Below are 21,785 nucleotides of genomic sequence, written 5' to 3'. Positions count from 1 at the left end.
AGTCTGTGCCATAGATATAAATGACAACTATAACAGGGTGTTGGGTGATTTGTGTGTGCGTGTCGGCAGTTGGCTTTGGCTCATATTTAGCCGAAAAGCAGAAGGGTAGGACTAGTTATGCGCCCACTTCTTTGCAGCGGGCGATGGTGCGGCGCAGGGTGTCTTTGGAAATTCCCAGTTCGCGGCAGGTAGCCATTTTTTTACCGTTGTTGCGGTCAAGGGCGCGGTGTACGGCAATGCATTTTATTTCGTCCATGGTCAGGGGCGTATCTTCGTGGGGGGCGGTTTCTTTGGACTGGGGCTGTAAATATTCAGGCAGGTGTTCTACCTGAATGAAACCCGAGGGGCAGAGGATAAAGGCGAATTCAAGGATGTTTTCCAGTTCCCGTACGTTGCCGGGGAAGGGGTGACGCATGAGGATGTGCAGGGTGTCTTCGGAAATACCGTCGATATCTTTGCCTTGCAGGGCATTAAGTCTGTTGACGAAGTGATTGATAAGAAGCGGAATATCTTCGACCCGTTCTTTGAGTGCAGGAAGTTTGAGGGTAACTACATTGAGGCGGTAGTAAAGATCCTGCCGGAAACTTCCTTCTTCCACCAGTTCTACCAGATTTTTATTTGTGGCGGCCACAATACGTACATTGGCCTTTACGCTTTGTACCGCGCCCAGAGGCTCAAAGGTCTTTTCCTGCAACACGCGCAGCAGTTTGACCTGTAGTTTGGCGGGCATATCCCCGATTTCATCCAGAAAAATAGTGCCGCCTGCGGCCAGTTCAAACCGTCCGGCCTTGTCTTTGCGGGCATCGGTGAATGCCCCTGCCTTGTATCCGAAAAGCTCGGATTCGAGCAGGTTGTCGGGCAGTGCTCCGCAGTTTACAGCTACAAACGGGCCTTGACTGCGCTCACTGAGGTTGTGAATGGCGCGGGCAAAAAGTTCTTTACCGGTACCGGATTCGCCCAGCAGCAGAACGGTTGCCTCACTTTTGCTGACTTGCGGCAGGATGGAGAAGACTTTTCCAAGCTGGGTACTTTTGCCGATGATATCTTCAAAGCGCCATGACTCCTCCACCTCGCGGCGGATCATCTGGATATCAGTCAGGTCGCGGAAGCTTTCCACGCCGCCGATGAGGTTACCATCGCCGTCAACAAGTGGCGCGGCACTGATGGAAACCGGAACCTTGCGTCCGTCTGCGTGGATGAAAAATATGGATTTGTTGGAGATGCGACCGCAATCTTTCATGCAGGCCCGCAGGGCGCAGTCGCCGTCGCAGAGGCTGGAGTGAAAGACGTCCCAGCATTTGGAGCCCACCGCTTCTTCAGCATCCACTCCGGTGATCCGGCTGGCTGCCTCGTTGAAGAAAGTGATGTTCCAGTCCCGGTCTACCGTAAATACTCCGTCTGCTAAAGAGTCAAGAACAGCCGAACACGGTAGGTTACTAGGGAATTTCATGATTTATTTGCCTCCGGCGGCCAGAGGGGAAAAACTTTTGCAAAAGTTTTTCCCCTCTGGACTCCCCTTTTCAAAACCTTTTGATAAGCTTCGCTCTGCTAATACAAAGCGTCATTTTAAAGGGAAAGTTTTCGTAGCTACCCAATTTAAAACTGTTAAAAGTTTTTGGGATTCTTAAACCCTTTTTACAAAAAGGGTTTAAGGCCCCCGGCAGGGCCGCCGGAGGCAATTATTACTTCTTAGTAGCGCGGGCTTTGCGGAGCCAGTCGTACCAGTCTTCCAGTCCTTCGCGGGTGCGGCAGGACAGGGGGAAGAGGTCGATGTCGGCATTGAGCTTGCGCGCATGCTGCTTGGCCTTTTCAAGATCGAAATCCACGTAGGGCAGGAGGTCGATTTTGTTCAGGATCATCACAGATGAAATGTGGAACATGAGGGGATATTTTTCAGGTTTGTCGTCGCCCTCAGTTACGGTCAGCAGGGTAATCTTGTGGTCTTCGCCGACATTGAATTCGGCGGGACATACGAGGTTCCCCACATTCTCAACGAAAAGGATATCGAGTCCTTCAATATCGATGAGAGAAAGAGCTTCCTTAACCTGGCTGGAGTTGAGGTGACATCCGCCTTCAGTGTTAATCTGAACAGCCTGTGCACCGGTGGCGGCAACACGGCGTGCATCGTTGTCGGTCTGGAGGTCACCTTCAATGACCGCCATCTTGAATTCACCTTTGAGGTCCGCGAGGGTCTTTTCCAGCAGGCTGGTTTTACCGGACCCGGGTGAGCTCATCAGGTTGAGGCAGAGGATGTTTTTCTCATTGAAAAATTGATTCAGTTCATCGGCAATTCTGTCGTTTGCTTCCAGAATATTGCGTACCACAGGGATTTCACCCATTGCTAACTCCTTAAGTTAATCGTCAATCTCGATGCTTTCGATCTGCAATTCCTTGCCCTGAAGTACTTCATGGCCTATCTCCAAACCGCATTCAGGGCAGGCCATGTACAACTTGTCTTCGGGTAAAAATTCATGTTTGCATTCGCCGCAGCGGACTTTGATGGGAATCTCATTCACTTCAAGGACTGAGCCTTCAAGGGATGTTCCCACGGTAACCGCTTCCCAGCCGAAAGTGAGAGCATCGGAGACTACTCCCGCAAGCGCGCCGTTACCAACCACAATTTTATTGAGGGTGGCGCCGGGTTGCTTTTCCATTTCCTCTTCAATGATTGCAAGTATACTTTGCGCTATTGACATTTCGTGCATGGGATTTGGACTAACTCAAAAAATTATCAGGGGCAAGGTGCTTTGGCGTATAAATCTGTAAGTTTTGTAACACGGTTAATAATAGTTTGACCTCATCCTAATGATGGAGTGCTTTTTATGGTGGTTGTGATAATATAAAAAACACACGTAAATGCGGGCATGTCTTGCAAGTGGATGAAAGCTTGGGTATGTGGAGGAGGTGTTTTATCTTGCCGTCATGTCCGGCGGCATTTCACGGGTTCATATCAATGGGAGATTCGGCTGCTTTCACGTAGTCGGATTTTATTTGTTTGATCCCCTGAATAACTAAACTTTTTTACGCACCGGACACTTTCCGGACTCTGGAGGACATGCAGATGTATGTGGGACTGAAAATGCTCAAGGACTTTGTGACCGTAACCCCGGATACTCTGGTCAAGGAAGCGGACAAAATTCTGGAAGACAATCAGTTGTGGATGCTTCTTGTGAAAGACGGGGAAGACCTCGTGGGCTATGTCACCAAGGAGGATGTCCGTGCGGCTTTGCCTTCAGTTATCAATTCACTTGATAAGCACGAACTCAGCTACCTGCTGAGCAAGATCACCGTGCGTGAAGTGGTTCGCAAGAATATCACCATGATTCCTCCGGAAACCGAAATTGAGGCCGCTGCCGACCTCATGTTTGAGATGAACCTTTCCGGCCTTGCTGTTGTTGATGAGAATAAGAAGCTCATCGGTTACATTAATCGCAATAAGATGTTGGAGCTTCTTGTTGAGGAAATGGGCCTTAAGCAGGGCGGTACCCGTATTGTTGTTGATGTTGAGGAGCGTACCGGGGTGCTTTATGAAGTGGCCGGGATCATTTCCAACATGAAGTACAACATCATCAGTACCGGACTTTTTCACCATAACAACCGTAGAATGGTTGTCGTGCGGGTGGATACCGAAGATGCTTCCCTCATTGTGGCAGCACTTCAGGAACGTGGGTATAAGGTGGTCGGTCCTGAAGATTTCATGGCTGAATGGACCAATAAATAAGTTTTCCAAAAAAAATCCGGCCGCAGCCGGAAAATTTTAAGCCGGAAGCAGGATCAAACTGCTTCCGTTTTTTTTTGTCTTATTGTTTTTGGGGTTTAATCGGGGTATAGTGTAAGAACTGCTTGTTGCGTTGTCCAAATTAGGAAAGGGGTAGGCTTTTCATGGTAAAACGTTATTTGTTTTTTTTAACTTTGGTTCTGAGTCTTTTACTCCCGGCAGGTTCCGGGTTGGCAAAGGATTGTGAACTTAGGATAATCACTGAAATCAGTCATCCCTCAACTATTGAGGATCAAGGTCGGATCACCGGTTTCGGGGTAGAAATTGTCGAAGCATTAAAAAGAGAAATCGGTTGCGATACGTCCATTGAAGTTATGCCTTGGGCACGGGGATATAGATATCTTCTTAATCAATCTGATATATTACTTTTTTCTACAGCCAGAACAAAGGAACGTGAGAGCAAGTTTCACTGGGTGGGGCCCATCGCCTGCTACAAGTGGGTCTTTTATGGTTTGAAGGGAATGAAGGATGAAGTTAAGACATTGGAAGATGCAAAAAAGGTTTCCGGCATTGGGGTTTATCGCAATGATGCTCGGGCGCAGTTTTTGAAGAGCAAAGGTTTTACTAATCTTGAAGTCATGGATTCTCAGGATACAAATTTCAAAAAACTTTTGCGGGGCAGGGTTGAGCTGGTGGCTACATCAAATATCGGTGTGCCGGGATTTCTTGCTTCTAATGAAGAATTGCGCAAAAGAGCAATTCCGATTTTTACTTTTCGTAGTGTTAAGCTTTATCTTGCATTTTCAAAGAATACTGATCCGGGAAATCTCAGAATTTGGCAGGATGCTTTTACCGTGCTGAAGGATCGGGGCACTATTGGAGAGATTCAGGATAAATGGATTGAGCAGTGCAAAGAATGATTTTCCTTTGTCGTTAAAAGTTCAGGTCTTCAACCGCAAAATCGGTAGCAGCTTCTGTTGCCGATTTTTTTTTGGAGTGGCTGTTTTCAGAGGCAAGACTGTTTTTGAGCAGGGAGTCCAAAACATTTTTATCGTCAGCTGTTTTTGCAATTACCTGATCCAGAGTGCATTCCTCGATAAAACCTTTACCCTTAAGGAAGTTCAGAAAGAGACATGCTTCTTCCAGCTTTTTGTTAAGTCGCAATGCCTGCCGGAGGTGTTCAAGACAGGGTTTGAGGTCACCAAGTTCAAAGTGGGCTCGGGCTATGTTCAGATGCAGGTTTTCGTCTTTTTCAACCAGTTCCGTAGCTTTCAGGTAGTATTCAAGGGCCTGCTGAAGCATGCCGTTTTTGCGCAGAGATATCCCGAATTCATTGAACAGATGTTTGTGCTGCGGCTCATAGCTGGAATCAAGGCAGACCAGTCTTCTGAAGATATTGTCAGCTCTATCCACTTCTCCCCGGTCAAGGTAGGTCAGCCCCAGTCCGAAATTGACGCGCACGTTCAGTTCATCAAGGCTCATGGCTTTGTTGAATTCATATTCGGCACTGTAGCTTTCGCCTTTGGCCCGGTGACTTTCGCCTAGTGATATGGATTTTTCCAGCTTTTTTGTATTGGGAATGACTTTTTCCACATATATTTCCGGTTCGGGGTGGTACGAACTCAAAAACATATCCATCTCCACTGCGGCCTGCGGGCCGGTGGGAATATAGTTGGTATTGAGGGCTTGAACTTGCAGGACTCCGCTGTCCTGTTCTTCTGCGTACCAATATGTGGTTTGTACTGTTTTTTGTTTAGTCGTTCCTGTGCCGATGACAGATTTTGTTTTTGCTGAAAAAATCCCCTGAATCTTTTCCCGTTTCCTCACATAAAACTCCACTTATTTAGTCAAGGTGTTTTCAGTTTACACAGGGATTGCCCGTATGCAAAGCAAGTATTGTTAAGAATGGGTCATAAAAAAGACCGCCTCCGAAGAGACGGTCTTAAAAAGCCTGAAAAGGCTTGAACTGTCAGGTCAACGCGATCAGGAAAAGGTTTAGTCTTTTCCTGTGCGGCTAATTAACCGCAGCTTCCAGAGCAGGAGCCGCATTCGCCGCCGCCGAGCTCAATCTTGGAATCAATTACGAAACCAGTGTAGCTGAGGTCAACGCGGAAGGGGCTGCCCTGTTCGTTAAGGTCTTTATCAAGCAGGAAGGTGAAACCTTCCACTTCAAAACTTTCATCGTTATCTTTTGACTCATCCAGAGCCAATGCCAGCCTGGGGCCAGCTCAGCCACCAGTGGCAAGGTAGATGCGGATAGGGGTCCTGTCTTTATCTGCAAAATAGTTTTCAAGCTGTTTTTGCGCAGCTTCGGTAATTTCAACCATTTTTTCCTCCTCATAGGATTTGTCTATCCAAACTAAGTTGTCTATCAGTTTTTGTCAATTGGTCCCAGTTGACCTTGGCTCCCGCATGGGGTAATTAATACAGTTTAGAGAGAGTGTTAGTAATTCATCAGTATCTAATAAAATATTTTTAACATGATCGAACAGGGGCGTCCTGACGCTCAAGGGAGACCGTAGAATGAAAACCAAGGATATCATCCTCGCAACTGCCAAGGAAATGATTTCAGAGGTGGGTTTCCACAAAGCCACTACCGCCAATCTGGCAAAAATGGCCAATATTTCTGAGGGTACCATCTACAGACATTTTGAAAGCAAGGAAGATATCCTGCTTCATATTCTGGATGCCCTTGAGGAACAGTTCTCGTATTATATCGAAGCCATCCGGCAGAAGCTGGACCGGGACGAATGTACCATGGAAGAGATCATGAACGAGTACTTCACTTTTGTAGAAGCAAATGAAATCGACATGAAGATCATGCTTTCAACATACGGCCTGCTGGATTCATCCAAGCGGTTGATGGCTGTTTTTCTCAAGAACCTCGAATTGATCCTTGAGGATTGCATAAAGCTCGGCATCAAGAAGGGTGATATTCGTGATGTTGCAGTGGAAGAGAATGCCACTGTGGTCATGACTATTATTTTCGGCCTGACCAGAATGCAGCTGTACTGGCCTGATCGTCGGGATGTTCGCGCTGAAGCTGTTGAGTTCTGCCGTCGCAGTATTCTTAAATAAGTTTCATTAAGATTTGATTTTTTAAAGGCTGTCCTTAATCGGGGCAGCCTTTTTTTATCTTTGATGGAGTCGGTTATTTTCTAAAAGAAATCCCCCGTCCGGATTCCGGGCGGGGGATTTTGGTTAACCGTTTGTTAGCGTCAGACTATTTGGATTCAGTCTGTGCGGCAATTTTCTTGTCCTGCTTGGCAAAGTACTTCTTGGTTTCAGCCACAACAACCGGGGTCAGCATGAGCAGACCGATAAGGTTGGGGATCGCCATGAGGCCGTTGAAGGTATCGGAAAGGTTCCATACGAAGCTGAGCTTGGCGATGGCACCGACACCTACGAAGCAGATGAATACGAGACGGAAAGGCAGGATAGCCTTAACACCGAACAGGTATTCCATGGATTTTTCACCGTAGTAGCACCAGCCGAGGATGGTGGAGTAGGCGAAAAGGATAAGGCCGATGGTAACGATGTGCGCGCCGCCGGTCATACCCATGGAGAAGGCTATGGTGGTCAGCTCGGCACCGGTGGTTCCGTTGGACCATGCGCCGGTGAGAATGAGTACCAGGCCGGTCATGGTGCAGACGATGAGAGTATCGATGAAGGTCTGGGTCATGGAGACCAGAGCCTGGGTGACAGGTTCTTTAGTCTGCGCAGCAGCAGCAGCGATAGGAGCACTACCGAGGCCGGATTCGTTGGAGAATACGCCGCGGGCAACACCCATGCGGATGGCGAGCATTACGGTTGCGCCTGCAAAACCGCCAACTGCGGAAGTGGGGTTGAAAGCCTGTTCAAAAATGAGAGCAAAAGCCGCAGGGACTTCCGCGATGTTGGAAAGGATGATGTAAGATGCACCGGCCATGTAGAAAACAATCATGATGGGTACGAGTGTTCCGGTTACTTTACCGATCTTCTTGATGCCGCCGAGGATAACAGCAGCGGTCAGGACCATCAGCAGTCCACCGGTGATGTAGGGGGAGACTCCGTAAGTAGCTTCGACAGCGTCGGCAACGGAGTTGGACTGTACCATGTTACCGATACCGAAAGCAGCGATGGAAGCGAAGATTGCGAAGAGTGTTCCCAGCCAAGGCATGTTCAGGCCCTTGGAGATGTAGTACATGGGACCACCGCTCATTTCGCCGTTCTCGTCAACTTCTCTGTATTTAACAGCAAGAACAGCTTCAGCGTATTTGGTTGCCATGCCTACGAGGCCGGTAATCCACATCCAGAACAGTGCGCCGGGACCACCGACTGCTACTGCGGTGGCAACACCTGCAATGTTACCGGTACCGACAGTGGCGGAAAGAGCGGTCATCAGGGCCTGGAAGTGGGTGATGTCGCCGGGTTCGTCAGTGTCTTCCTTGCGTTTGATGAGTGCAAGGTACAATGCGTAGAAAAGTTTAGTGAACTGGACGCCGCGCAGAGCGAGGGTCAGCCAAAAGCCTGTACCGACCAAAAGAACCAGCATGGGCGGTCCCCATGCAAATGCGCCGATCTTGCCAACAATTGCGTCCAGTGAAGTCATGAAATCCATAAATAATCCCTTGTTTTTTTTAGCACCAAATTTCTGCGAAATAATTGCACAAGTTCGCAGAATTACCCCTTTGCAAAATATTGTTCAGAGATACGTACATAAAACAGAAGGAATCGGCAAGAAAATTATTGCGTAATTTTTTTTACGTCAAAAAAGTAGTGCTTTTGTTGCGGAATGACGAAGGTTTTGCATTTGATTTGTATGTTGTTTGTTGTGAATTGCAGTGGAAGATTACGTTTATGTAGTGATAGGTTGCAGTTTTGTATAGTAAAGAGGTCTTCCAGAAAATATAAAATATAATATCAAGCGTTACGTTTTGGTGAAAATTAGATGTGTTTTTTTGATTAATAATGAATTTAAATAAAAAATGAGTTTAAAGACTTTTGCATTTTTGTATAAAATCGAGAGTATTTTTTATTGGGTGAAATGTTATTTCCTTTGTTTAAGATTGGTACAGCAGTTGCTTAATAAGACTTAATGTATGGCGTATGTTTTTGTAATTTAAGGTTAATTGCTTGTCCTTATGTGCAAGGTGAGTGATTAATTGCACTAATCTTGTGCAAAGTGCACAAAAATGCACTTCGGAGTTTGAGGCCGCAAGTGTAAGAGAGAAAGGGAGATCGGTTTGGGAAAGAAAAGAAAGGGGAGAAAATCCTCAAGCAAGGGGAGACAGTCCGCAAGCGGTAGCGCAAAAAAAAGTAATATGGTCATCGTTGTGATAGCCGCTTTGGCTGTAGGGTTGTTTTTTGGCGGTGTATTCATGCCCGCTTTAAAGGAATCCTCAACACCTCAGTCCTCTGGCGGGGCAGTTGATTTTGCCCAGCAGATTGTGGAAACAAAGAAGCTTCTTGAGTCACAACCGGATTCAGTAAATCTGTGGACCAAGCTCGGGAATATGTATTTTGATACGGATCAGTATGCCAATGCCATTGAAGCTTATAAAAAGTCTTTAGCCTTAAAGCCTGACAATGCGCACGTGCTCACCGATCTGGGCGTAATGTACCGACGTAGCGGTAATCCGCAAAAGGCAGTAGAGACTTTTGACAGGGCGATTCTTGCTTCTCCGAAACATGAAACCGCTCGTTTTAATAAAGGGATAGTTCTGTATTATGACCTTGAAGATAAGGCCGGAGCTATTCAGGCCTGGAATGGGTTGGTCCAGATGAACCCAGGAGCCAGAGCTCCCAGCGGAAAACCGATTAAGGATATGATTCGGGATCTTTCTTAGTGATCTATAAGAGTTGATCAAAGTAACGATGCCGTACTGTTTATTGTTTTACAGTACGGCATCGTTTTTATTTTACAAGAAATCCGGGCAGAGTCTTTTCGATCAGCATGGCGGCTTTTTCAATGCCGCGCTCACTGCCGGGGTGGAACTCGGTTATGCCCAGCCCGCAGATATCCATTCTGTTACCGACTTCTGTTATGATTTTTAAAACATTGCTGAAGTGCAGCCCGGCTGGGGGAGATGGTTTTCCGTGGGCAAAACCTATGGGATTGACCGCGTCCACATCCATATGAATGTAGACCTTGCTGAATCCGGTTTCCTCAATTTGTTTAGCCAGCCATGCCGGGTCCCGTTCCAATTCGCCGGGTCCGAAGAATGACATTTTGCTGTTAACTATAAAATCCAGTTCCGGCGGGTCAAATGTTCTGGCCCCTGCGCAGAATACTTGTGTGGGATGTAAGGGGGTAAACATTGCACCGTTAATTTCCGGTCCCGCATTACCAAGAATTGCGGAAAGGGCCATGCCCTGAAAACGCCCGGATTGTGTTGTCTTCGGGGTAATCAAATCCGGATGGGCGTCAAACCAGATCAGGGCCAGTTTGTCTCCATGCTTGCGGGACATCCATGAAACCGGTCCGGTTTCCGTTCCGCAGTCGCCGCCCAGCAGGAGAGTCCGGTCGGGGTTCTCCTGTTCAAGCAGGGCACATGTGTTTTGCAATTGTCTGATTATATCATCCCTGCCGGCAATGGGTGGGCCGGATTTTATTTTCCTGAAAGGGGCTGTATCCACTGTGCGGGGGGAGGGAAGTCCGGGGATTCCGTCCGCCAGAGCAAATGCACCTTCATATAAGGCTTCATTGTCGATGGAGCCCTGCCATTGCGGGAAAACAAGGGTGATGTCTTTCAATATTAATCTTCCGGTTTAAAGAATTTCAGTCTCAGGGCGTTGCTGACTACGGTTACCGAGCTGAGGGACATGGCTGCTGCTGCAAACATGGGCGAAAGGGTCGGACCGCCGAAAATGTGCAGCAGTCCGGCGGCTACCGGAATCCCCAATACGTTGAAGGCAAATGCCCAGAACAGATTCTGTTTGATATTGCGCACTGTTGCCCGGCTCAGTGAGAGTGCAGTGAGTACTCCGCTCAAATCGCCTTTCATCAGTACTACGTCTCCTGATTCAATTGCAACATCAATTCCGGTGCCCATAGCAATTCCCATATCCGCCGAAGCAAGGGCCGGGGCATCATTGATGCCGTCCCCGATCATAGCAACTTTACACCCTTTTTCTTTTTCCATGTTGACCACTTCAGCTTTGCGGTCAGGCATTACTTGTGCGACGACCTTGTCTATTCCGGCTTCATCTGCAATGGCGTGGGCTACTTTTTCATTATCCCCGGTAAGCATGACTGTCTTAACTCCGAGCTTATGGAGTTTGCTGATTGTCTGAGGTGTTTCCTTTTTGATGCGATCGGCAATAGCCAGAATACCGGCCAACTTGCCATTTTTAGCTATGTAAAGCGGACTTTGCCCGGACGCCGCAAAACGCTGGGCAGTTTCATTGGCAGCGTTGTTATCCAATCCACCGATGAAGTTTTGTTCAAGGAATTTGCGATTTCCCAGCAGCATGGGCTGCCCCCCGGTTACGGTGTTGATACCCAGACCGGATATAGCTTGAAAAGATGTTGTCTTCGGCAGGGGGGAACCTGTCTCTTCAGCTGCACGGACTACGGCTTTTGCCAGCGGGTGTTCGGATTGTTTTTCCGCTGACCCGGCCAGCAGGAGCAAATCCTGCTCGTTTTCGCCTTCCATGGTGAAGGTTTCGGCTACTTCCGGTTTTCCGTAGGTAAGTGTCCCGGTTTTGTCGAAGATCATTGTTTCTATTTTTCCGGCGGTCTCAAGGGCTTCCCCGGATTTGACCAGTACGCCCAGCTGCGCTCCGCGTCCAGTGCCGACCATGATTGCGGTGGGTGTTGCCAGTCCCATGGCGCAAGGGCAGGCAATAACCATTACGCTGATGAAAATTCGCAGGGCAAAAGTAAAAGGTTCATCGCTGAAAAAGAACCAGCTCAGCGCGGCGGCAATGCCGATAGCCATGACTGCGGGTACAAAATAAAAGCTGACCGTATCCGCAAGGCTGGAGATGGGGGCCTTGGAGCCCTGCGCTTCCTGCACAAGGCGGATGATGCGCGAAAGCACTGTGTTTTCACCCACATTGGTGACCTGAACATTCAGTGCGCCGCCACCTATGTTTACTGTTCCTCCGGCTACGTCATCGCCTGTGCTTTTGGACACGGGCATGGATTCCCCGGTGAGCATTGATTCATCTATGTCGGAATGTCCCTCGGCTACCTTGCCGTCGGCGGCAACACGGTCTCCGGGGCGGATGAGGATCAGGTCTCCGGGACCGATTTCTTCCACTGGCGTGGGTACTTGTTCCCCGTTCTGCAACAGGATGGCTTGCGCCGGGGTCAGGTCCATGAGTTTTTCAATGGCATCTGATGTGCGTGAACGGGCGCGGGTTTCTTGAAATTTACCGAGCAGAATCAGGGCGATGATGGTGGCGGCGGATTCATAATAGAGGTCCATAGCCCGCGCATGGGCATCAATTCCCAGTGCAATTTCAATGGTATTCCACAGGGAGTAGATTACAGCCGCCGAGGTCCCCACGGCAATGAGCGAGTCCATGTTCGGTGCCCCGCGGAGCAGATTCGGGAATCCCTGCTGGTAAAAATTACGTCCGAACCAAAGCACCGGACCAGTTAGAATCAGCTGAATCAGGGCAAAGCCCAGCGGTGAAGTGTGGGGATTGATGGCATCAGGCAAAGGTATGCCTACCATGTGACCCATGGTGATGGTCAAAAGAGGGATGGTGAACGCAAGAGCGGCAAAGAGACGGCTCTTCATTTTTACCAGTTTCGCTTCGTTTTCAGCTTTTCTCTTTTCAAAATTTTCTTTGGCATTGTGGGCAGATTGGATTGGTCCGGATTCAAATCCGGCATCAGCGATGATCTGTCTTATGCTGCGTAGTGATATTGTTGCCGGGTTGAAATTCAAGGTTGCGGTTTCAGAAGCAAGGCTTACCTGTGCCTTTGTGATTCCTTCAGTCCCATTTAGTACCCGGTCCAACCGTGAAGAGCAGGCCGAGCAGGCCATGCCGGAAACAGGCAGGGTAAGTTCCGTGCCTTCAATCTTTTCTACTGCTCCAAATCCTGCCATTTCTACTGAAGCGATAATGTCGGCTGTGGAAATCTGTCCGCTATCATAGTCGGCAGCCAGTGTTTCTGCGGCTAGATTAACTGTTGCCCTTTTAACACCGTCCAGACTGCCGATGACTCTTTCCAGCCGCGAGGAACAGGCGGAGCAGGTCATACCTTTGATTTCAAATGTGCTGTGCATAATATATCCTTGTTTGTCGGAGGTCCGGGGATTGCATTGCCCGCATACATTACTTATAGCTAGTCCCGGCAGGTTGTTTTAAAAAAGTGATTTGAACAGATTTGATATTAAGAATCAACTTCTTTTAAGATAGGACAATATGAAGGAACAAAAAGTAATACTTTCGGAAAAGGCCATGGCCCGTACTCTTGACCGTCTTGCGTCAGAAATTACTGAGCGGCGCGGGGACAGTGAAAATATAGCTATTATCGGTATTCAGAGACGCGGCGCGGACCTCGCGGAGCGGTTGAAACTTATTCTGGACGAGAAATTAGGACGTAAAATTCCTCTCGGTAAGCTGGATATCAATCTTTACCGTGACGATTGGACCAACCTGACCCGTCAGCCGAGCATCAACTGCACTGAGATTCCTTTTGATATTGAATCCGCTTCCATTGTTCTGGTGGATGATGTGCTTTTTTCCGGCCGCACTGTACGTGCCGCCCTTGAAGCAGTTCTTGATTTCGGACGTCCGCGCCGGGTGGAGCTGCTGGTGCTGGTGGATCGAGGTCACCGTGAATTGCCTATCCGGGCCGATTATGTGGGTAAGGAAGTGGTTACTTTTGAAGACCAGCATGTAAATGTTCTGGTTAAGGAAAGGGATGACGAAGATAAGGTTGTTCTGATCCGTTCCTGATTTTCTGCTTCAGCTGCGGAGCGCATTGCGCCCGGAAGGTTTGATATTTTTTATGCAAGAATGGAATCATGAGTTTTCAGAAGACAGTTCTGTTGTTCTGATCGGTATGGCCGGAGCCGGAAAGTCAACTCTGGCACCTCTGCTGGCTGAAAAACTCGGCTGGGAGCATATTGATACTGACGCTGTAATTGAGAGCTACTACGGTCGTCCTTTGCAGGATATCGTGGATCATCTTGGTGTGCCGGAATTCCGCAAGGCCGAAGAGTACATTATTTCCAGCCTAGGGGTTTTCCGTACAGTTGTTTCTACCGGGGGCAGTGTTGTTTATGGACCCAAGGGTATGGAAAGACTTAAAGTACTCGGCCCGGTTATTTATCTGCGTATTTCAAGCGAATCCTGCCTCAAGCGGGTCGGCGGCGGAGAGAATCGCGGTCTGGCCATTGTTCCGGGGCAGACACTTGAGAGTCTCTACGAAGAACGAATCCCCCTCTATGAACAGTATGCTGATTTTGCCGTTGATACGGACAGTTGCTCACCGGAAGAATGTGTTGAGCAGATTCACCAGTGGCTCAAATCAAAAGAAGTAAAAAAAGTTAAGGATATATAATGAAAAAAATGACCAGACAGGCCGTGTTCCGCAAGCTGGATGCGCTTTATGGGCGTATGGCTTCTGTTTATGCTGACACATCCGCCAGGATCGGTCTTTCCTGTGAAGGCTGTGAAGAAAACTGCTGCACCAGCTATTTTCAGCACCACACCTATGTTGAATGGACCTACCTTTGGCAGGGCTTGAATCAGCTTCCCGAAGACAAGCGTAATGAATATATCCGCCGTTCAGAAGACTATGTGCGTAATGCCAAGGCCATGCTGGATAACGGGATGCGTCCTAAGATAATGTGTCCGTTAAATGATGACGGTCTTTGCGGGGTTTACAAGCACCGACTGATGATTTGTCGTATGCATGGGGTGGTTAATACTCTGCGTCAGCCTAACGGACGTCAGCTTTCTTTTCCCGGCTGTTTCAAGTGTCAGGAGTTGACCGAGGGTATGGATAACGTACCTGTGGTTGATCGTACTCCGCTTTACAAGGAACTCGTGGGGCTTGAAATGGGACTGCTCGGTAATAAGATCAGGACCTTACCTAAAGTGGACCTGACCCTCGCTGAAATGATTGTTATGGGACCGCCGAATTTGAATGGTTAATTCTTTTCCATTCCTGCTGTGGCCATGAGGAAGGCAATGAAATCTTCAATATTGTTTTGGCGGCATTTGATGTAGCGCATGGCGTATTCTTCAAAGGTCAGCTCCGTTCCGTATACATGGTAACGATGTTGCGGACCGCCGAATTCAAGGCCGAGGAAATCTGCCACCTGCGGATGAATGGGCTGTTCAAAATCCGCAAAGGGCGGCGGGAATTTTTCCAAATCCTGTTCATTTAGCCGCTCCATACCCAGCTCTTGCAGTATGGTGTTTGCGCTCAGAGTCAGCAGTTCGGAGCGCGGATGGTTGATGGTATTGAATAAGGGCTTTCTCGTGTAATTTTCAAGAATCCAGTCAACGTATTTGACAGGGGTTCGTGCTTCTTTGGTCCTTTCAATGTTTATGGACTGATCCGTGATCTCTTTAAAATCGTAGATGTTGGTCAGCCTGGTGTTCATGAAAAGGTGCAGAATCTGGGATTCACTCAGTTCTTTTTCAAGCAGGGAATCCAGAAATGTGTCCCGGTAATCGAATCCGGTTCTGCTGGACCATAGCGGCCAGTAGTGCTTGAACAGCATGCTTGGAAAAGCGATGGAGCGGGACGTGCCTTTTATCCGGGAGATGATTTTATCCGAGGCTAGTTCTGCCCAGCTTTCGCCCAAGAGGGGCTGGTACAGAAAAAGGTCACAATCGGCGATGAGTTCCACCGGGATGGATTCGCGGGTGTAGTTGGTGAAACGGTGGATGTCATAGCTGGAGCTGAATTCATCATTCAGCAAAAGCAGTTCTTCCATCGGTTCGCCTTGACAATTGGCATGTAAGATACAGGTTTTCTTCATTTCGGGATGAACCCTAGCATACCCGTTTATGGTTTCTCAATACGGCAAGGGTGCTAATATGAGGTTATGGCAGTGAATAAAATTTCCGCAAAAGAGTTGCAGCGTCTTGTTGATGCTGTTCAGCCTGTGGATTCAGCTCTTGAAGAGCAGGCTCGCGTCCATCTGGATAATCTGACCAAACCGCTTGGAAGTCTGGGCAGGCTGGAAGATCTTGCTGCGAAAATGTATGTGGCTTCCGGCGGTATAGCTCCGCAGGCCGACCCTGCCCGTATTTACACAATTGCCGGGGATCATGGGGTTAACGAGGAAGATGTCAGTTATTTCCCGCAGGAAGTCACTCGCCAGATGGTGGAAAATTTTTTAGACGGGGGAGCGGGAATAAACGTTCTGGCCCGTACTTCCGGGGTGGAGCTGCTGGTAGTTGATGCCGGATGCAAGGGCGGTCCTTTTCCTGAACATCCCAACCTGATCCAGCGCAGGATCGGTTGCGGCACAGCGAATATTTCTAAAGGTCCGGCCATGAACGGTGAGTGCTGTAGGCAGGCTGTTGCTCTCGGATTTGAACTTGCTGATGAGGCCCATGCTCAGGGCATTAAAGTTCTCGGCACCGGAGAGATGGGAGTTTCAAATACCACACCATCCACAGCCCTTTACTGCGCTTATTTCGATCTAGATCCAGCTGATATAACCGGACCGGGCGGGGGGATAGATTCCGAGGGAGTGCGCCGTAAAACAGACGTTATCCGCTGCGCCCTTGCTGCCAATGCTGAGGTTGTTCGGTCAGCTGATCCTTTTGCAATTCTTACGGCCCTTGGCGGGTATGAGATTGCCGCACTGGCTGGATTGATCCTCGGCGGGGCAAAGAATAAGCAGATGGTCTGCATTGACGGATTTATTTCCACAGCCGCCTATGCCGCTGCCGTAAAGATTTGTCCGGCAGTGAGCGGTTATTGTGTGCTCAGTCACGCTTCAGCCGAACCGGGGTACGCGAAAGTGATCAAAGCCCTTGGACGCAGGCCGCTTTTGCATCTGGACATGCGGCTCGGTGAAGGGTCCGGGGCAGCACTGTCCATGTTCATGTTGCGCGCAGCCGCAAATATTTTTAACGAAATGGCAACGTTCGACGATGCCGGAGTTCACGCAGGAGGTTAAGTCATGCCAAAAGAATTGGTAAAGACTGTTAAAGCAGCCGGTTGAGCTGCTAAGATCGCTCCGGGGGACCTGGAGCAGGTTTTGTGCGGCTTAGCCGTTGAGGACGAACGTCTGCTGACCGGGCTGGGCGGGAACGAAGATTCCGCCATAGTCTCTTTTCCTGCGGGTAAAGCACTGGTCCAGACCGTGGATTTTTTTACCCCGGTAGTCAACGATCCGTTCTGGTTCGGGCAGATTGCCGCGGCTAATTCCCTTTCTGATGTTTACGCCATGGGCGGCGAACCTTGGACTGCCATGAATATTGTCTGCTATCCCATGAAAGAAATGGGGCCGGAAATCCTGCGTGAAATCCTGAAGGGCGGCATGGATAAAATCCGTGAAGCCGGGGCTGTGCTCGCTGGTGGGCATAGCGTCGAGGACGATGAAATCAAATACGGCCTTTCGGTGACCGGGATGGTTGACCCTGACGGATTCGCTTCCAATAAAGGTTTGCGTGAGGGCGATCATTTGCTGCTGACTAAACCGCTCGGAACCGGAGTGTTGGCAACAGCTCTCAAAGCCGATTGGGACGGCGCAGAGCGTTTTGAAAAAGATGTTTACAAATGGGCGTCCAAGCTGAACATTTCAGGCGGAAAAGTCATCCGTGAATTGGGCCTCAAGGGTGCCACTGATGTGACCGGGTTCGGCCTTGGCGGGCACGTGCTGGAGATGGCAGATGCCTCCGGCGTGGCTGTGGAGCTGTGGCTGGACAAGGTGCCGTTTATGGATGATGTGATTGAGCTGGCCTCCATGGGCATGATTCCGGCGGGCAGCTTCGCCAACCGTAACTATTGCAGTTCACAGGTTAAGGCCGCAGCAGATGCCGACAGCATCAAAACTGACCTTGTTTTTGATGCTCAGACATCCGGTGGTCTGGTGCTTGCCGTGCCTGAAGACCAGTTGCAGCAGGCCAAGGATATGTTGCTGGAAGCTGGCGATCTGGCCGCCCATGTAGGGCAGGTTAAAGCTCATGAAAATGGGGTTGCCAGATTACGTATTTTGTAGTTTCCATCCGGAGTAATTGCCAGTGGTCCTAAAAGAGACATTTGATGTTTTATTCAAAATTGCAGGGTGATAGAGATTAGTATTAAAAGATAGGAGCGACCTATGAAACGGCGTGAACTAGTAGAAAATTATTTAAGAATCCTGAACCTGCATGGTCGTAAATCAGATTTAAATTTTATAAGTGATCTTGTTGCACGCCACGTAGCCACTTTTCCGTTCTGTAGCGTAGGGTGTCAACTTGGTGACGACCTGTTGCTGGATTTTGAATCTCTATACCGGAGAATAATTATAAACCGGCGTGGTGGATATTGTTTTGAGCAGAATGGTTTGTTCTTCGGAATTTTAAAGGAGCTTGGCTTTTCACCGAAACTTTATCTGGCACGCGTAATTTATAATCAGGATATACATCCCGGATTAACACACCGCATTACGGTGGTTGATTATGAAGGGGAGAGATACGTTCTGGACGTAGGGTTTGGTCCTTCAGGACCTAGGATTCCGGTTCCAATGTCAGGTGACGAGTCCCCTGACGGTGAGAAAGCTTTCCGCATTTCGGAGGGGCGGCCCGGAGAATTTCATATGCAGGTGTTGAAGAAGGGTGAGTTCTTTTCTTTATACAGGTTTGAGCTTGCGCGCTATGGCCAATCTGATTGCGAATTGGGTCATTTTTATTCACATCGGCATCCTAACGCTGTTTTTGTAAATAATTTGGTTGCTTCCCTTATTTTAGAAAGAGAGATCCGATCTTTGCGTAATTTGGAGTATTGGGTGATTACGCAATCCGGCACCAGAGTTGAAGAAATCAGCAGTTCAGAACAACTGGGGCGTATCCTTGGTGACGAACTTGGAGTTCAGGTAAAAGGGACAGAAAGTTGTAAATTGTATGAAAAGGTAAGTTTATTAGAAAAATAAATTCTGCTGACAGCAGGCTTTATTAGCTGAAAAAAATTTAAAAATAAAAGGCGCAGGTTTTTGCAAACCTGTGCCTTTCATTTTTATGAGGAGGAATTGGCGTTTCCTTTTTGTGAAATTTTTTTACGCAGAACCTCGGCTGCTTGTAACTGCCTGAATAAGTTCCGCATTGGCATTGTATACTGGTGAAGAGGTAATCTTGACCAGCTCGCGGTACATGTCGGGATCCGCGAATGCCTTTCTCCGCAAGCGCTTGCGTTGCAGATTCTTCATTGAGTTTGCCAGATCTTCGTCCCTGATGGGAGGGGCCTGAGAAACCTTGTTGAGTTCGGGTGCGTTTGCCATTGTATACCTCCGTCCTTGGAAGTTATAAATGATGATTTTAAATGAACATGAAACCTGTTTATAACTCTTATCGGACAGCTGGACGGTTACTTTAGAGGCTTAATGTAAAAAAAATAAATATATTAAAAAAGCCCGGATTCGACTAAGTCGAATCCGGGCTTCAAACTTGATTCAAACCATGTAAATCAATCTTTCCAATTCCACCATTTTTCTAGCTCAGGGTCCCGCTTCTCGTTACCCACATAGTAGACCGCACACCTGAACACATACAGCATGCAGCGGTCCACATGACAACCTGCAAGCTCTTCAAGTCGTGCATACATGTCGTCCGGATTTTCGCCCTTGATTTCATCAAGGGAACGGTAGCCCATATTCCAAAGGTCCATGGCAATGGATTTACCGACTCCCGGAATTGTCCGGAAATCTTTCAGGATTTCGGGATCAGCACTTTTCATAAACGCGATCGAGTATCTCTTTAGCTCCTGCGGCCAGCACTTCTTCGGCCAAAGCAAGACCAATGTTCCATGCATCGTCAGCAGGACCGCTCTTTTCCATGCGAATGGGGCTGGAACCGTCTATATCAGCAACGAATCCGGTCAGTTTGACCTGATCGCCGTCAAGCTGGGACCATGCTGCAATGGGAACCTGACAACCGCCGTCAAGGCCGGTCAGGAATCCGCGTTCGGCTTTAACCTGACGGGCAGTCATTCCGTCATGCAGAAATGCGAGGATGTCCTGAATTTCAGTGTCCTCAATGCGGTATTCGATGCCCAGCGCGCCCTGTGCCACTGCGGGCAGGAAGGTCGGGGGGCCGAGGATTTCGCTTTTGGGAGCGGAAAGACCCAGCCTGTTCAGTCCGGCAGTGGCAACCACAATGGCGTCGAATTCGCCGTTCAGGAGTTTACCTACACGGGTATCGAGGTTTCCGCGCAGGGATTCGATCTTGAGATCACCGCGCAGAGCCAGAACCTGAGACTGTCGGCGAAGGCTGCTGGTGCCGACAACTGCGCCTGCGGGCAGGTCTTTGAGAGAATCGTATTTTACGGAAAGCAGGGTGTCGGTTTCTGCTTCACGCGGGGGAATAACGCCAACTTCAAGGCCTTCGGGAAGTTCGGTAGGAACGTCCTTCATACTGTGTACGGCGAGGTCTGCGCGACCATCAAGCAGTGCTTCTTCGATTTCTTTTACGAAAAGGCCTTTGCCGCCTACTTTTGCCAGCGGAACATCCAGAATCTTGTCGCCCTTGGTTTTGATCTTGAGCAGTTGAACGTCGATTCCGGGATATTCTTCACGCAGAAGATCGGAAATATGGTTGGCCTGCCAGAGGGCAAGTTTGCTGCCACGGGTTGCGATAGTTAGTTTTCTCATTGTTCCGCCGTATTGTTGAAATTTATTGTTGATTTAACTTCCGCAGGAAGAGCAGTCGCCGCCGGAGCATCCGGCGCAAGCGCTGCTGGAAGAAGCCGCCGGAGCGGGAGCAGAACTGACGTCACTCATATCAGGAGCCCCGCCGCCGGTTTTGAATTTGCAGGCGGACATGAGTTTGTCAGTTTTTTCAGATTTGCAGTGCGGGCAGGGAGGACATTCGTCGCGGTTGAAAACCAGCTCCTCGAATTCCTTGCCGCAGTCAGCGCATTTATATTCGAAAATAGGCATTTATATTTACTCCGTGCTTTGAAATATCTGTTGCGAGAAATTGCATATCCCAAATTATCAAGTGGGGCAATGTCTGGGCTACATATAAGTTCGGATGGGGAGATGGCAAGATAAGGGGAGGGGGTGAAAATAAATTTATTAGGCTCTGTGAAGTAGGTGGAGATAATGAAATGAACCAGCCCCCGGACCGGGGTCCGGGGGCATTGTTAATCTTCTTCCGGTGGAGTGAATTCTTCCGGAGCATCTTTTAGCTCTGGGTGGCGTTCGTAAAATCCATCGAGAGGTTCTAAATTGATTCCACATAATTCGCAGGAAGCATTTGCAGGTGCTTGTCCTGCAAGATAAACTTTTTGACACTTTGAACAAATGGATTGTTCATGACGGGTAAAGTTTTTACCTCCTTTCGAGAACTTATAAAGCACACCACACCAGAACATAATAATCCCGAAAACAACTGTTGCCCATCGACCAACTATTCCGACTTCATGCCCTTTATAGTAACGAGGAGTTTCAGTAGGCCAAGCTCCAACAATCACGGCAACTGCATATACAATAACAATGATTCGCCCCAAAGAAATATGCTTACTTATTTTTTTTATTCCCACTCTTGTTTTTTACCTCTTGTACAACCTCTCTGCCATTTTTACCGGCATCATTCAATCCATATAGTGCTCCGATCGGGCCACTTAATTTGCCATTTGACGGAGGTAAGCCATCAATAAAAGTAGTAGCACCTTCGACTACATCGTTAGAGTCCACCTCATATTTACCTTTAGTCGCTTTTGCTGAATTGTTTTTTATATTTATATCAGCCTTTCTTCCTGTATCCCGTACCAAATCCCTAGTACGCTTTGCCGCCTTCCCAAGCTTCTCAAGCCCCCTACTTACATGAGGTGCAGCCCTTCTGGCAGTTGCGGCTCCCACGGTTGCAAGCTCCCCGCCTGCAAGTATACCACCTGCAATGACTCCGGGTAATGCTGCCGCTGCCAGTGTTGTTCCATAAATCCTTGGATCACTAG

General features: G+C 48.6%; 25 protein-coding genes. 10 read left to right on the top strand and 15 right to left on the bottom strand.

Annotated elements, in window-relative coordinates; translation table 11 throughout:
* Window positions 1-115: 115 nt before the first annotated feature.
* The 3 genes from FMS18_RS10710 to FMS18_RS10700 all read right to left on the bottom strand — a co-directional run bounded on the left by FMS18_RS10710 (window position 116) and on the right by FMS18_RS10700 (window position 2,705).
* Entirely contained in the window at window positions 116-1,450 is a 1,335-nt protein-coding gene (locus tag FMS18_RS10710; protein WP_163294344.1) for a sigma-54-dependent Fis family transcriptional regulator, read from the bottom strand.
* 232 nt (window positions 1,451-1,682) lie between these two features.
* Window positions 1,683-2,339, bottom strand: a complete 657-nt coding sequence (hypB, locus tag FMS18_RS10705; protein WP_163294342.1) for a hydrogenase nickel incorporation protein HypB — start codon at window positions 2,337-2,339, stop codon at window positions 1,683-1,685.
* 15 nt (window positions 2,340-2,354) lie between these two features.
* On the bottom strand, window positions 2,355-2,705 hold the full coding sequence (locus tag FMS18_RS10700) for a hydrogenase maturation nickel metallochaperone HypA (RefSeq protein WP_163294340.1): 351 nt from the start codon (window positions 2,703-2,705) through the stop codon (window positions 2,355-2,357).
* A gap of 356 nt (window positions 2,706-3,061) precedes the next feature.
* Between FMS18_RS10700 and FMS18_RS10695 the strand changes: the two genes are divergently transcribed.
* Together FMS18_RS10695 and FMS18_RS10690 are read left to right on the top strand one after the other, a co-directional pair.
* Window positions 3,062-3,721 (top strand): CBS domain-containing protein, encoded by a 660-nt coding sequence (locus FMS18_RS10695; RefSeq protein ID WP_163294793.1) that lies wholly within the window; start codon window positions 3,062-3,064, stop codon window positions 3,719-3,721.
* Window positions 3,722-3,882: 161 nt separating this feature from the next.
* Window positions 3,883-4,638: an ABC transporter substrate-binding protein gene (locus tag FMS18_RS10690; protein WP_163294338.1), complete on the top strand. Its 756-nt coding sequence runs from the start codon at window positions 3,883-3,885 to the stop codon at window positions 4,636-4,638.
* Window positions 4,639-4,651: 13 nt separating this feature from the next.
* On the opposite strand, the gene FMS18_RS21045 is transcribed toward FMS18_RS10690, so the two are convergent.
* Both FMS18_RS21045 and FMS18_RS20665 read right to left on the bottom strand, forming a co-directional pair.
* Entirely contained in the window at window positions 4,652-5,545 is an 894-nt protein-coding gene (locus FMS18_RS21045) for a hypothetical protein (protein ID WP_163294336.1), read from the bottom strand.
* A 191-nt stretch (window positions 5,546-5,736) separates the two neighbouring features.
* Entirely contained in the window at window positions 5,737-6,045 is a 309-nt protein-coding gene (locus FMS18_RS20665; RefSeq protein ID WP_239061016.1) for an IscA/HesB family protein, read from the bottom strand.
* Window positions 6,046-6,241: 196 nt separating this feature from the next.
* Here FMS18_RS20665 and FMS18_RS10670 point away from each other — a divergent pair, with 196 nt between their 5' ends.
* A complete protein-coding gene (locus FMS18_RS10670; RefSeq protein WP_163294332.1) occupies window positions 6,242-6,796 on the top strand; it encodes a TetR/AcrR family transcriptional regulator in 555 nt (184 codons plus the stop codon).
* 145 nt (window positions 6,797-6,941) lie between these two features.
* Here FMS18_RS10670 and FMS18_RS10665 read toward each other — a convergent pair whose 3' ends face one another.
* The gene (locus tag FMS18_RS10665; protein WP_163294330.1) at window positions 6,942-8,318 is read right to left on the bottom strand and encodes a sodium:alanine symporter family protein; all 1,377 of its coding nucleotides are present in this window, start codon (window positions 8,316-8,318) and stop codon (window positions 6,942-6,944) included.
* A gap of 625 nt (window positions 8,319-8,943) precedes the next feature.
* On the opposite strand from FMS18_RS10665, the gene FMS18_RS10660 reads away from it, so the two are divergent.
* Window positions 8,944-9,546, top strand: a complete 603-nt coding sequence (locus FMS18_RS10660) for a tetratricopeptide repeat protein (RefSeq protein ID WP_239061015.1) — start codon at window positions 8,944-8,946, stop codon at window positions 9,544-9,546.
* 67 nt (window positions 9,547-9,613) lie between these two features.
* Here FMS18_RS10660 and FMS18_RS10655 read toward each other — a convergent pair whose 3' ends face one another.
* Together FMS18_RS10655 and FMS18_RS10650 are read right to left on the bottom strand one after the other, a co-directional pair.
* The gene (locus tag FMS18_RS10655) at window positions 9,614-10,453 is read right to left on the bottom strand and encodes an arginase family protein (protein ID WP_163294328.1); all 840 of its coding nucleotides are present in this window, start codon (window positions 10,451-10,453) and stop codon (window positions 9,614-9,616) included.
* Between the two features lie 2 nt (window positions 10,454-10,455).
* Window positions 10,456-12,942, bottom strand: coding sequence for a heavy metal translocating P-type ATPase (locus FMS18_RS10650; RefSeq protein ID WP_163294326.1), 2,487 nt, complete (start codon window positions 12,940-12,942; stop codon window positions 10,456-10,458).
* A 139-nt stretch (window positions 12,943-13,081) separates the two neighbouring features.
* On the opposite strand from FMS18_RS10650, the gene pyrR reads away from it, so the two are divergent.
* The 3 genes from pyrR to FMS18_RS10635 are packed head-to-tail and all read left to right on the top strand — an operon-like array spanning window position 13,082 to window position 14,821.
* Window positions 13,082-13,618, top strand: a complete 537-nt coding sequence (gene pyrR, locus FMS18_RS10645; protein ID WP_163294324.1) for a bifunctional pyr operon transcriptional regulator/uracil phosphoribosyltransferase PyrR — start codon at window positions 13,082-13,084, stop codon at window positions 13,616-13,618.
* A gap of 52 nt (window positions 13,619-13,670) precedes the next feature.
* Window positions 13,671-14,225: a homoserine kinase gene (gene thrB / locus FMS18_RS10640; RefSeq protein WP_163294323.1), complete on the top strand. Its 555-nt coding sequence runs from the start codon at window positions 13,671-13,673 to the stop codon at window positions 14,223-14,225.
* Window positions 14,225-14,821, top strand: a complete 597-nt coding sequence (locus FMS18_RS10635) for a hypothetical protein (RefSeq protein ID WP_163294321.1) — start codon at window positions 14,225-14,227, stop codon at window positions 14,819-14,821. The genes thrB and FMS18_RS10635 overlap by 1 nt, the downstream gene beginning before the upstream one ends.
* Here FMS18_RS10635 and FMS18_RS10630 read toward each other — a convergent pair.
* The gene (locus tag FMS18_RS10630) at window positions 14,818-15,657 is read right to left on the bottom strand and encodes a WcbI family polysaccharide biosynthesis putative acetyltransferase (protein ID WP_163294319.1); all 840 of its coding nucleotides are present in this window, start codon (window positions 15,655-15,657) and stop codon (window positions 14,818-14,820) included. The two genes, FMS18_RS10635 and FMS18_RS10630, sit on opposite strands and share 4 nt — an antisense overlap.
* Window positions 15,658-15,723: 66 nt before the next feature.
* Here FMS18_RS10630 and cobT point away from each other — a divergent pair, with 66 nt between their 5' ends.
* From cobT to FMS18_RS10615, 3 genes are all read left to right on the top strand, one after another.
* Complete coding sequence (cobT, locus tag FMS18_RS10625; RefSeq protein WP_163294317.1) at window positions 15,724-16,809, top strand: nicotinate-nucleotide--dimethylbenzimidazole phosphoribosyltransferase; 1,086 nt, start codon at window positions 15,724-15,726, stop codon at window positions 16,807-16,809.
* Window positions 16,810-16,812: 3 nt separating this feature from the next.
* Window positions 16,813-17,853, top strand: a complete 1,041-nt coding sequence (gene selD / locus FMS18_RS10620) for a selenide, water dikinase SelD (protein WP_163294315.1) — start codon at window positions 16,813-16,815, stop codon at window positions 17,851-17,853.
* Between the two features lie 102 nt (window positions 17,854-17,955).
* The gene (locus tag FMS18_RS10615; protein ID WP_163294313.1) at window positions 17,956-18,765 is read left to right on the top strand and encodes an arylamine N-acetyltransferase; all 810 of its coding nucleotides are present in this window, start codon (window positions 17,956-17,958) and stop codon (window positions 18,763-18,765) included.
* 123 nt (window positions 18,766-18,888) lie between these two features.
* On the opposite strand, the gene FMS18_RS10610 is transcribed toward FMS18_RS10615, so the two are convergent.
* From FMS18_RS10610 to FMS18_RS10585, 6 genes are all read right to left on the bottom strand, one after another.
* Window positions 18,889-19,110: a hypothetical protein gene (locus FMS18_RS10610; RefSeq protein WP_163294311.1), complete on the bottom strand. Its 222-nt coding sequence runs from the start codon at window positions 19,108-19,110 to the stop codon at window positions 18,889-18,891.
* A 185-nt stretch (window positions 19,111-19,295) separates the two neighbouring features.
* Window positions 19,296-19,565, bottom strand: a complete 270-nt coding sequence (locus FMS18_RS10605; protein WP_163294309.1) for a helix-hairpin-helix domain-containing protein — start codon at window positions 19,563-19,565, stop codon at window positions 19,296-19,298.
* The gene (hemC, locus tag FMS18_RS10600; protein ID WP_163294307.1) at window positions 19,552-20,478 is read right to left on the bottom strand and encodes a hydroxymethylbilane synthase; all 927 of its coding nucleotides are present in this window, start codon (window positions 20,476-20,478) and stop codon (window positions 19,552-19,554) included. The genes FMS18_RS10605 and hemC overlap by 14 nt, the downstream gene beginning before the upstream one ends.
* Before the next feature lie 33 nt (window positions 20,479-20,511).
* The gene (locus tag FMS18_RS10595; RefSeq protein WP_163294305.1) at window positions 20,512-20,766 is read right to left on the bottom strand and encodes a zinc ribbon domain-containing protein; all 255 of its coding nucleotides are present in this window, start codon (window positions 20,764-20,766) and stop codon (window positions 20,512-20,514) included.
* Window positions 20,767-20,972: 206 nt separating this feature from the next.
* Window positions 20,973-21,371 carry a hypothetical protein gene (locus FMS18_RS10590; RefSeq protein ID WP_163294303.1) on the bottom strand — a complete coding sequence of 133 codons (399 nt, stop codon included), beginning with the start codon at window positions 21,369-21,371 and terminating at the stop codon, window positions 20,973-20,975.
* Window positions 21,349-21,785: hypothetical protein (locus FMS18_RS10585; protein WP_163294301.1), on the bottom strand; the 437-nt coding region annotated here is incomplete at its 5' end. The genes FMS18_RS10590 and FMS18_RS10585, both read right to left, overlap by 23 nt.

This window comes from Desulfovibrio sp. JC022, from assembly GCF_010470665.1.
GTDB lineage: Bacteria > Desulfobacterota > Desulfovibrionia > Desulfovibrionales > Desulfovibrionaceae > Maridesulfovibrio.
Note: the sequence above shows the minus strand (reverse complement) of the source record. Positions and strands in the feature narration are given on the sequence as shown.

Excerpts from the sequence above, each read along its gene's own strand:
- FMS18_RS10650 (WP_163294326.1), bottom strand. The coding sequence starts at position 12,942 with ATGCACAGCACATTTGAAATCAAAGGTATGACCTGCTCCGCCTGTTCC.
- FMS18_RS10700 (WP_163294340.1), bottom strand. The coding sequence starts at position 2,705 with ATGCACGAAATGTCAATAGCGCAAAGTATACTTGCAATCATTGAAGAG.
- FMS18_RS10635 (WP_163294321.1), top strand. The coding sequence starts at position 14,225 with ATGAAAAAAATGACCAGACAGGCCGTGTTCCGCAAGCTGGATGCGCTT.
- FMS18_RS10630 (WP_163294319.1), bottom strand. The coding sequence starts at position 15,657 with ATGAAGAAAACCTGTATCTTACATGCCAATTGTCAAGGCGAACCGATG.
- FMS18_RS10670 (WP_163294332.1), top strand. The coding sequence starts at position 6,242 with ATGAAAACCAAGGATATCATCCTCGCAACTGCCAAGGAAATGATTTCA.
- FMS18_RS10665 (WP_163294330.1), bottom strand. The coding sequence starts at position 8,318 with ATGGATTTCATGACTTCACTGGACGCAATTGTTGGCAAGATCGGCGCA.
- hemC (WP_163294307.1), bottom strand. The coding sequence starts at position 20,478 with ATGAGAAAACTAACTATCGCAACCCGTGGCAGCAAACTTGCCCTCTGG.
- thrB (WP_163294323.1), top strand. The coding sequence starts at position 13,671 with ATGCAAGAATGGAATCATGAGTTTTCAGAAGACAGTTCTGTTGTTCTG.
- pyrR (WP_163294324.1), top strand. The coding sequence starts at position 13,082 with ATGAAGGAACAAAAAGTAATACTTTCGGAAAAGGCCATGGCCCGTACT.
- FMS18_RS10605 (WP_163294309.1), bottom strand. The coding sequence starts at position 19,565 with ATGAAAAGTGCTGATCCCGAAATCCTGAAAGATTTCCGGACAATTCCG.
- FMS18_RS10695 (WP_163294793.1), top strand. The coding sequence starts at position 3,062 with ATGTATGTGGGACTGAAAATGCTCAAGGACTTTGTGACCGTAACCCCG.
- FMS18_RS10710 (WP_163294344.1), bottom strand. The coding sequence starts at position 1,450 with ATGAAATTCCCTAGTAACCTACCGTGTTCGGCTGTTCTTGACTCTTTA.
- FMS18_RS10610 (WP_163294311.1), bottom strand. The coding sequence starts at position 19,110 with ATGGCAAACGCACCCGAACTCAACAAGGTTTCTCAGGCCCCTCCCATC.
- cobT (WP_163294317.1), top strand. The coding sequence starts at position 15,724 with ATGGCAGTGAATAAAATTTCCGCAAAAGAGTTGCAGCGTCTTGTTGAT.
- FMS18_RS10595 (WP_163294305.1), bottom strand. The coding sequence starts at position 20,766 with ATGCCTATTTTCGAATATAAATGCGCTGACTGCGGCAAGGAATTCGAG.
- FMS18_RS10690 (WP_163294338.1), top strand. The coding sequence starts at position 3,883 with ATGGTAAAACGTTATTTGTTTTTTTTAACTTTGGTTCTGAGTCTTTTA.
- hypB (WP_163294342.1), bottom strand. The coding sequence starts at position 2,339 with ATGGGTGAAATCCCTGTGGTACGCAATATTCTGGAAGCAAACGACAGA.
- FMS18_RS10615 (WP_163294313.1), top strand. The coding sequence starts at position 17,956 with ATGAAACGGCGTGAACTAGTAGAAAATTATTTAAGAATCCTGAACCTG.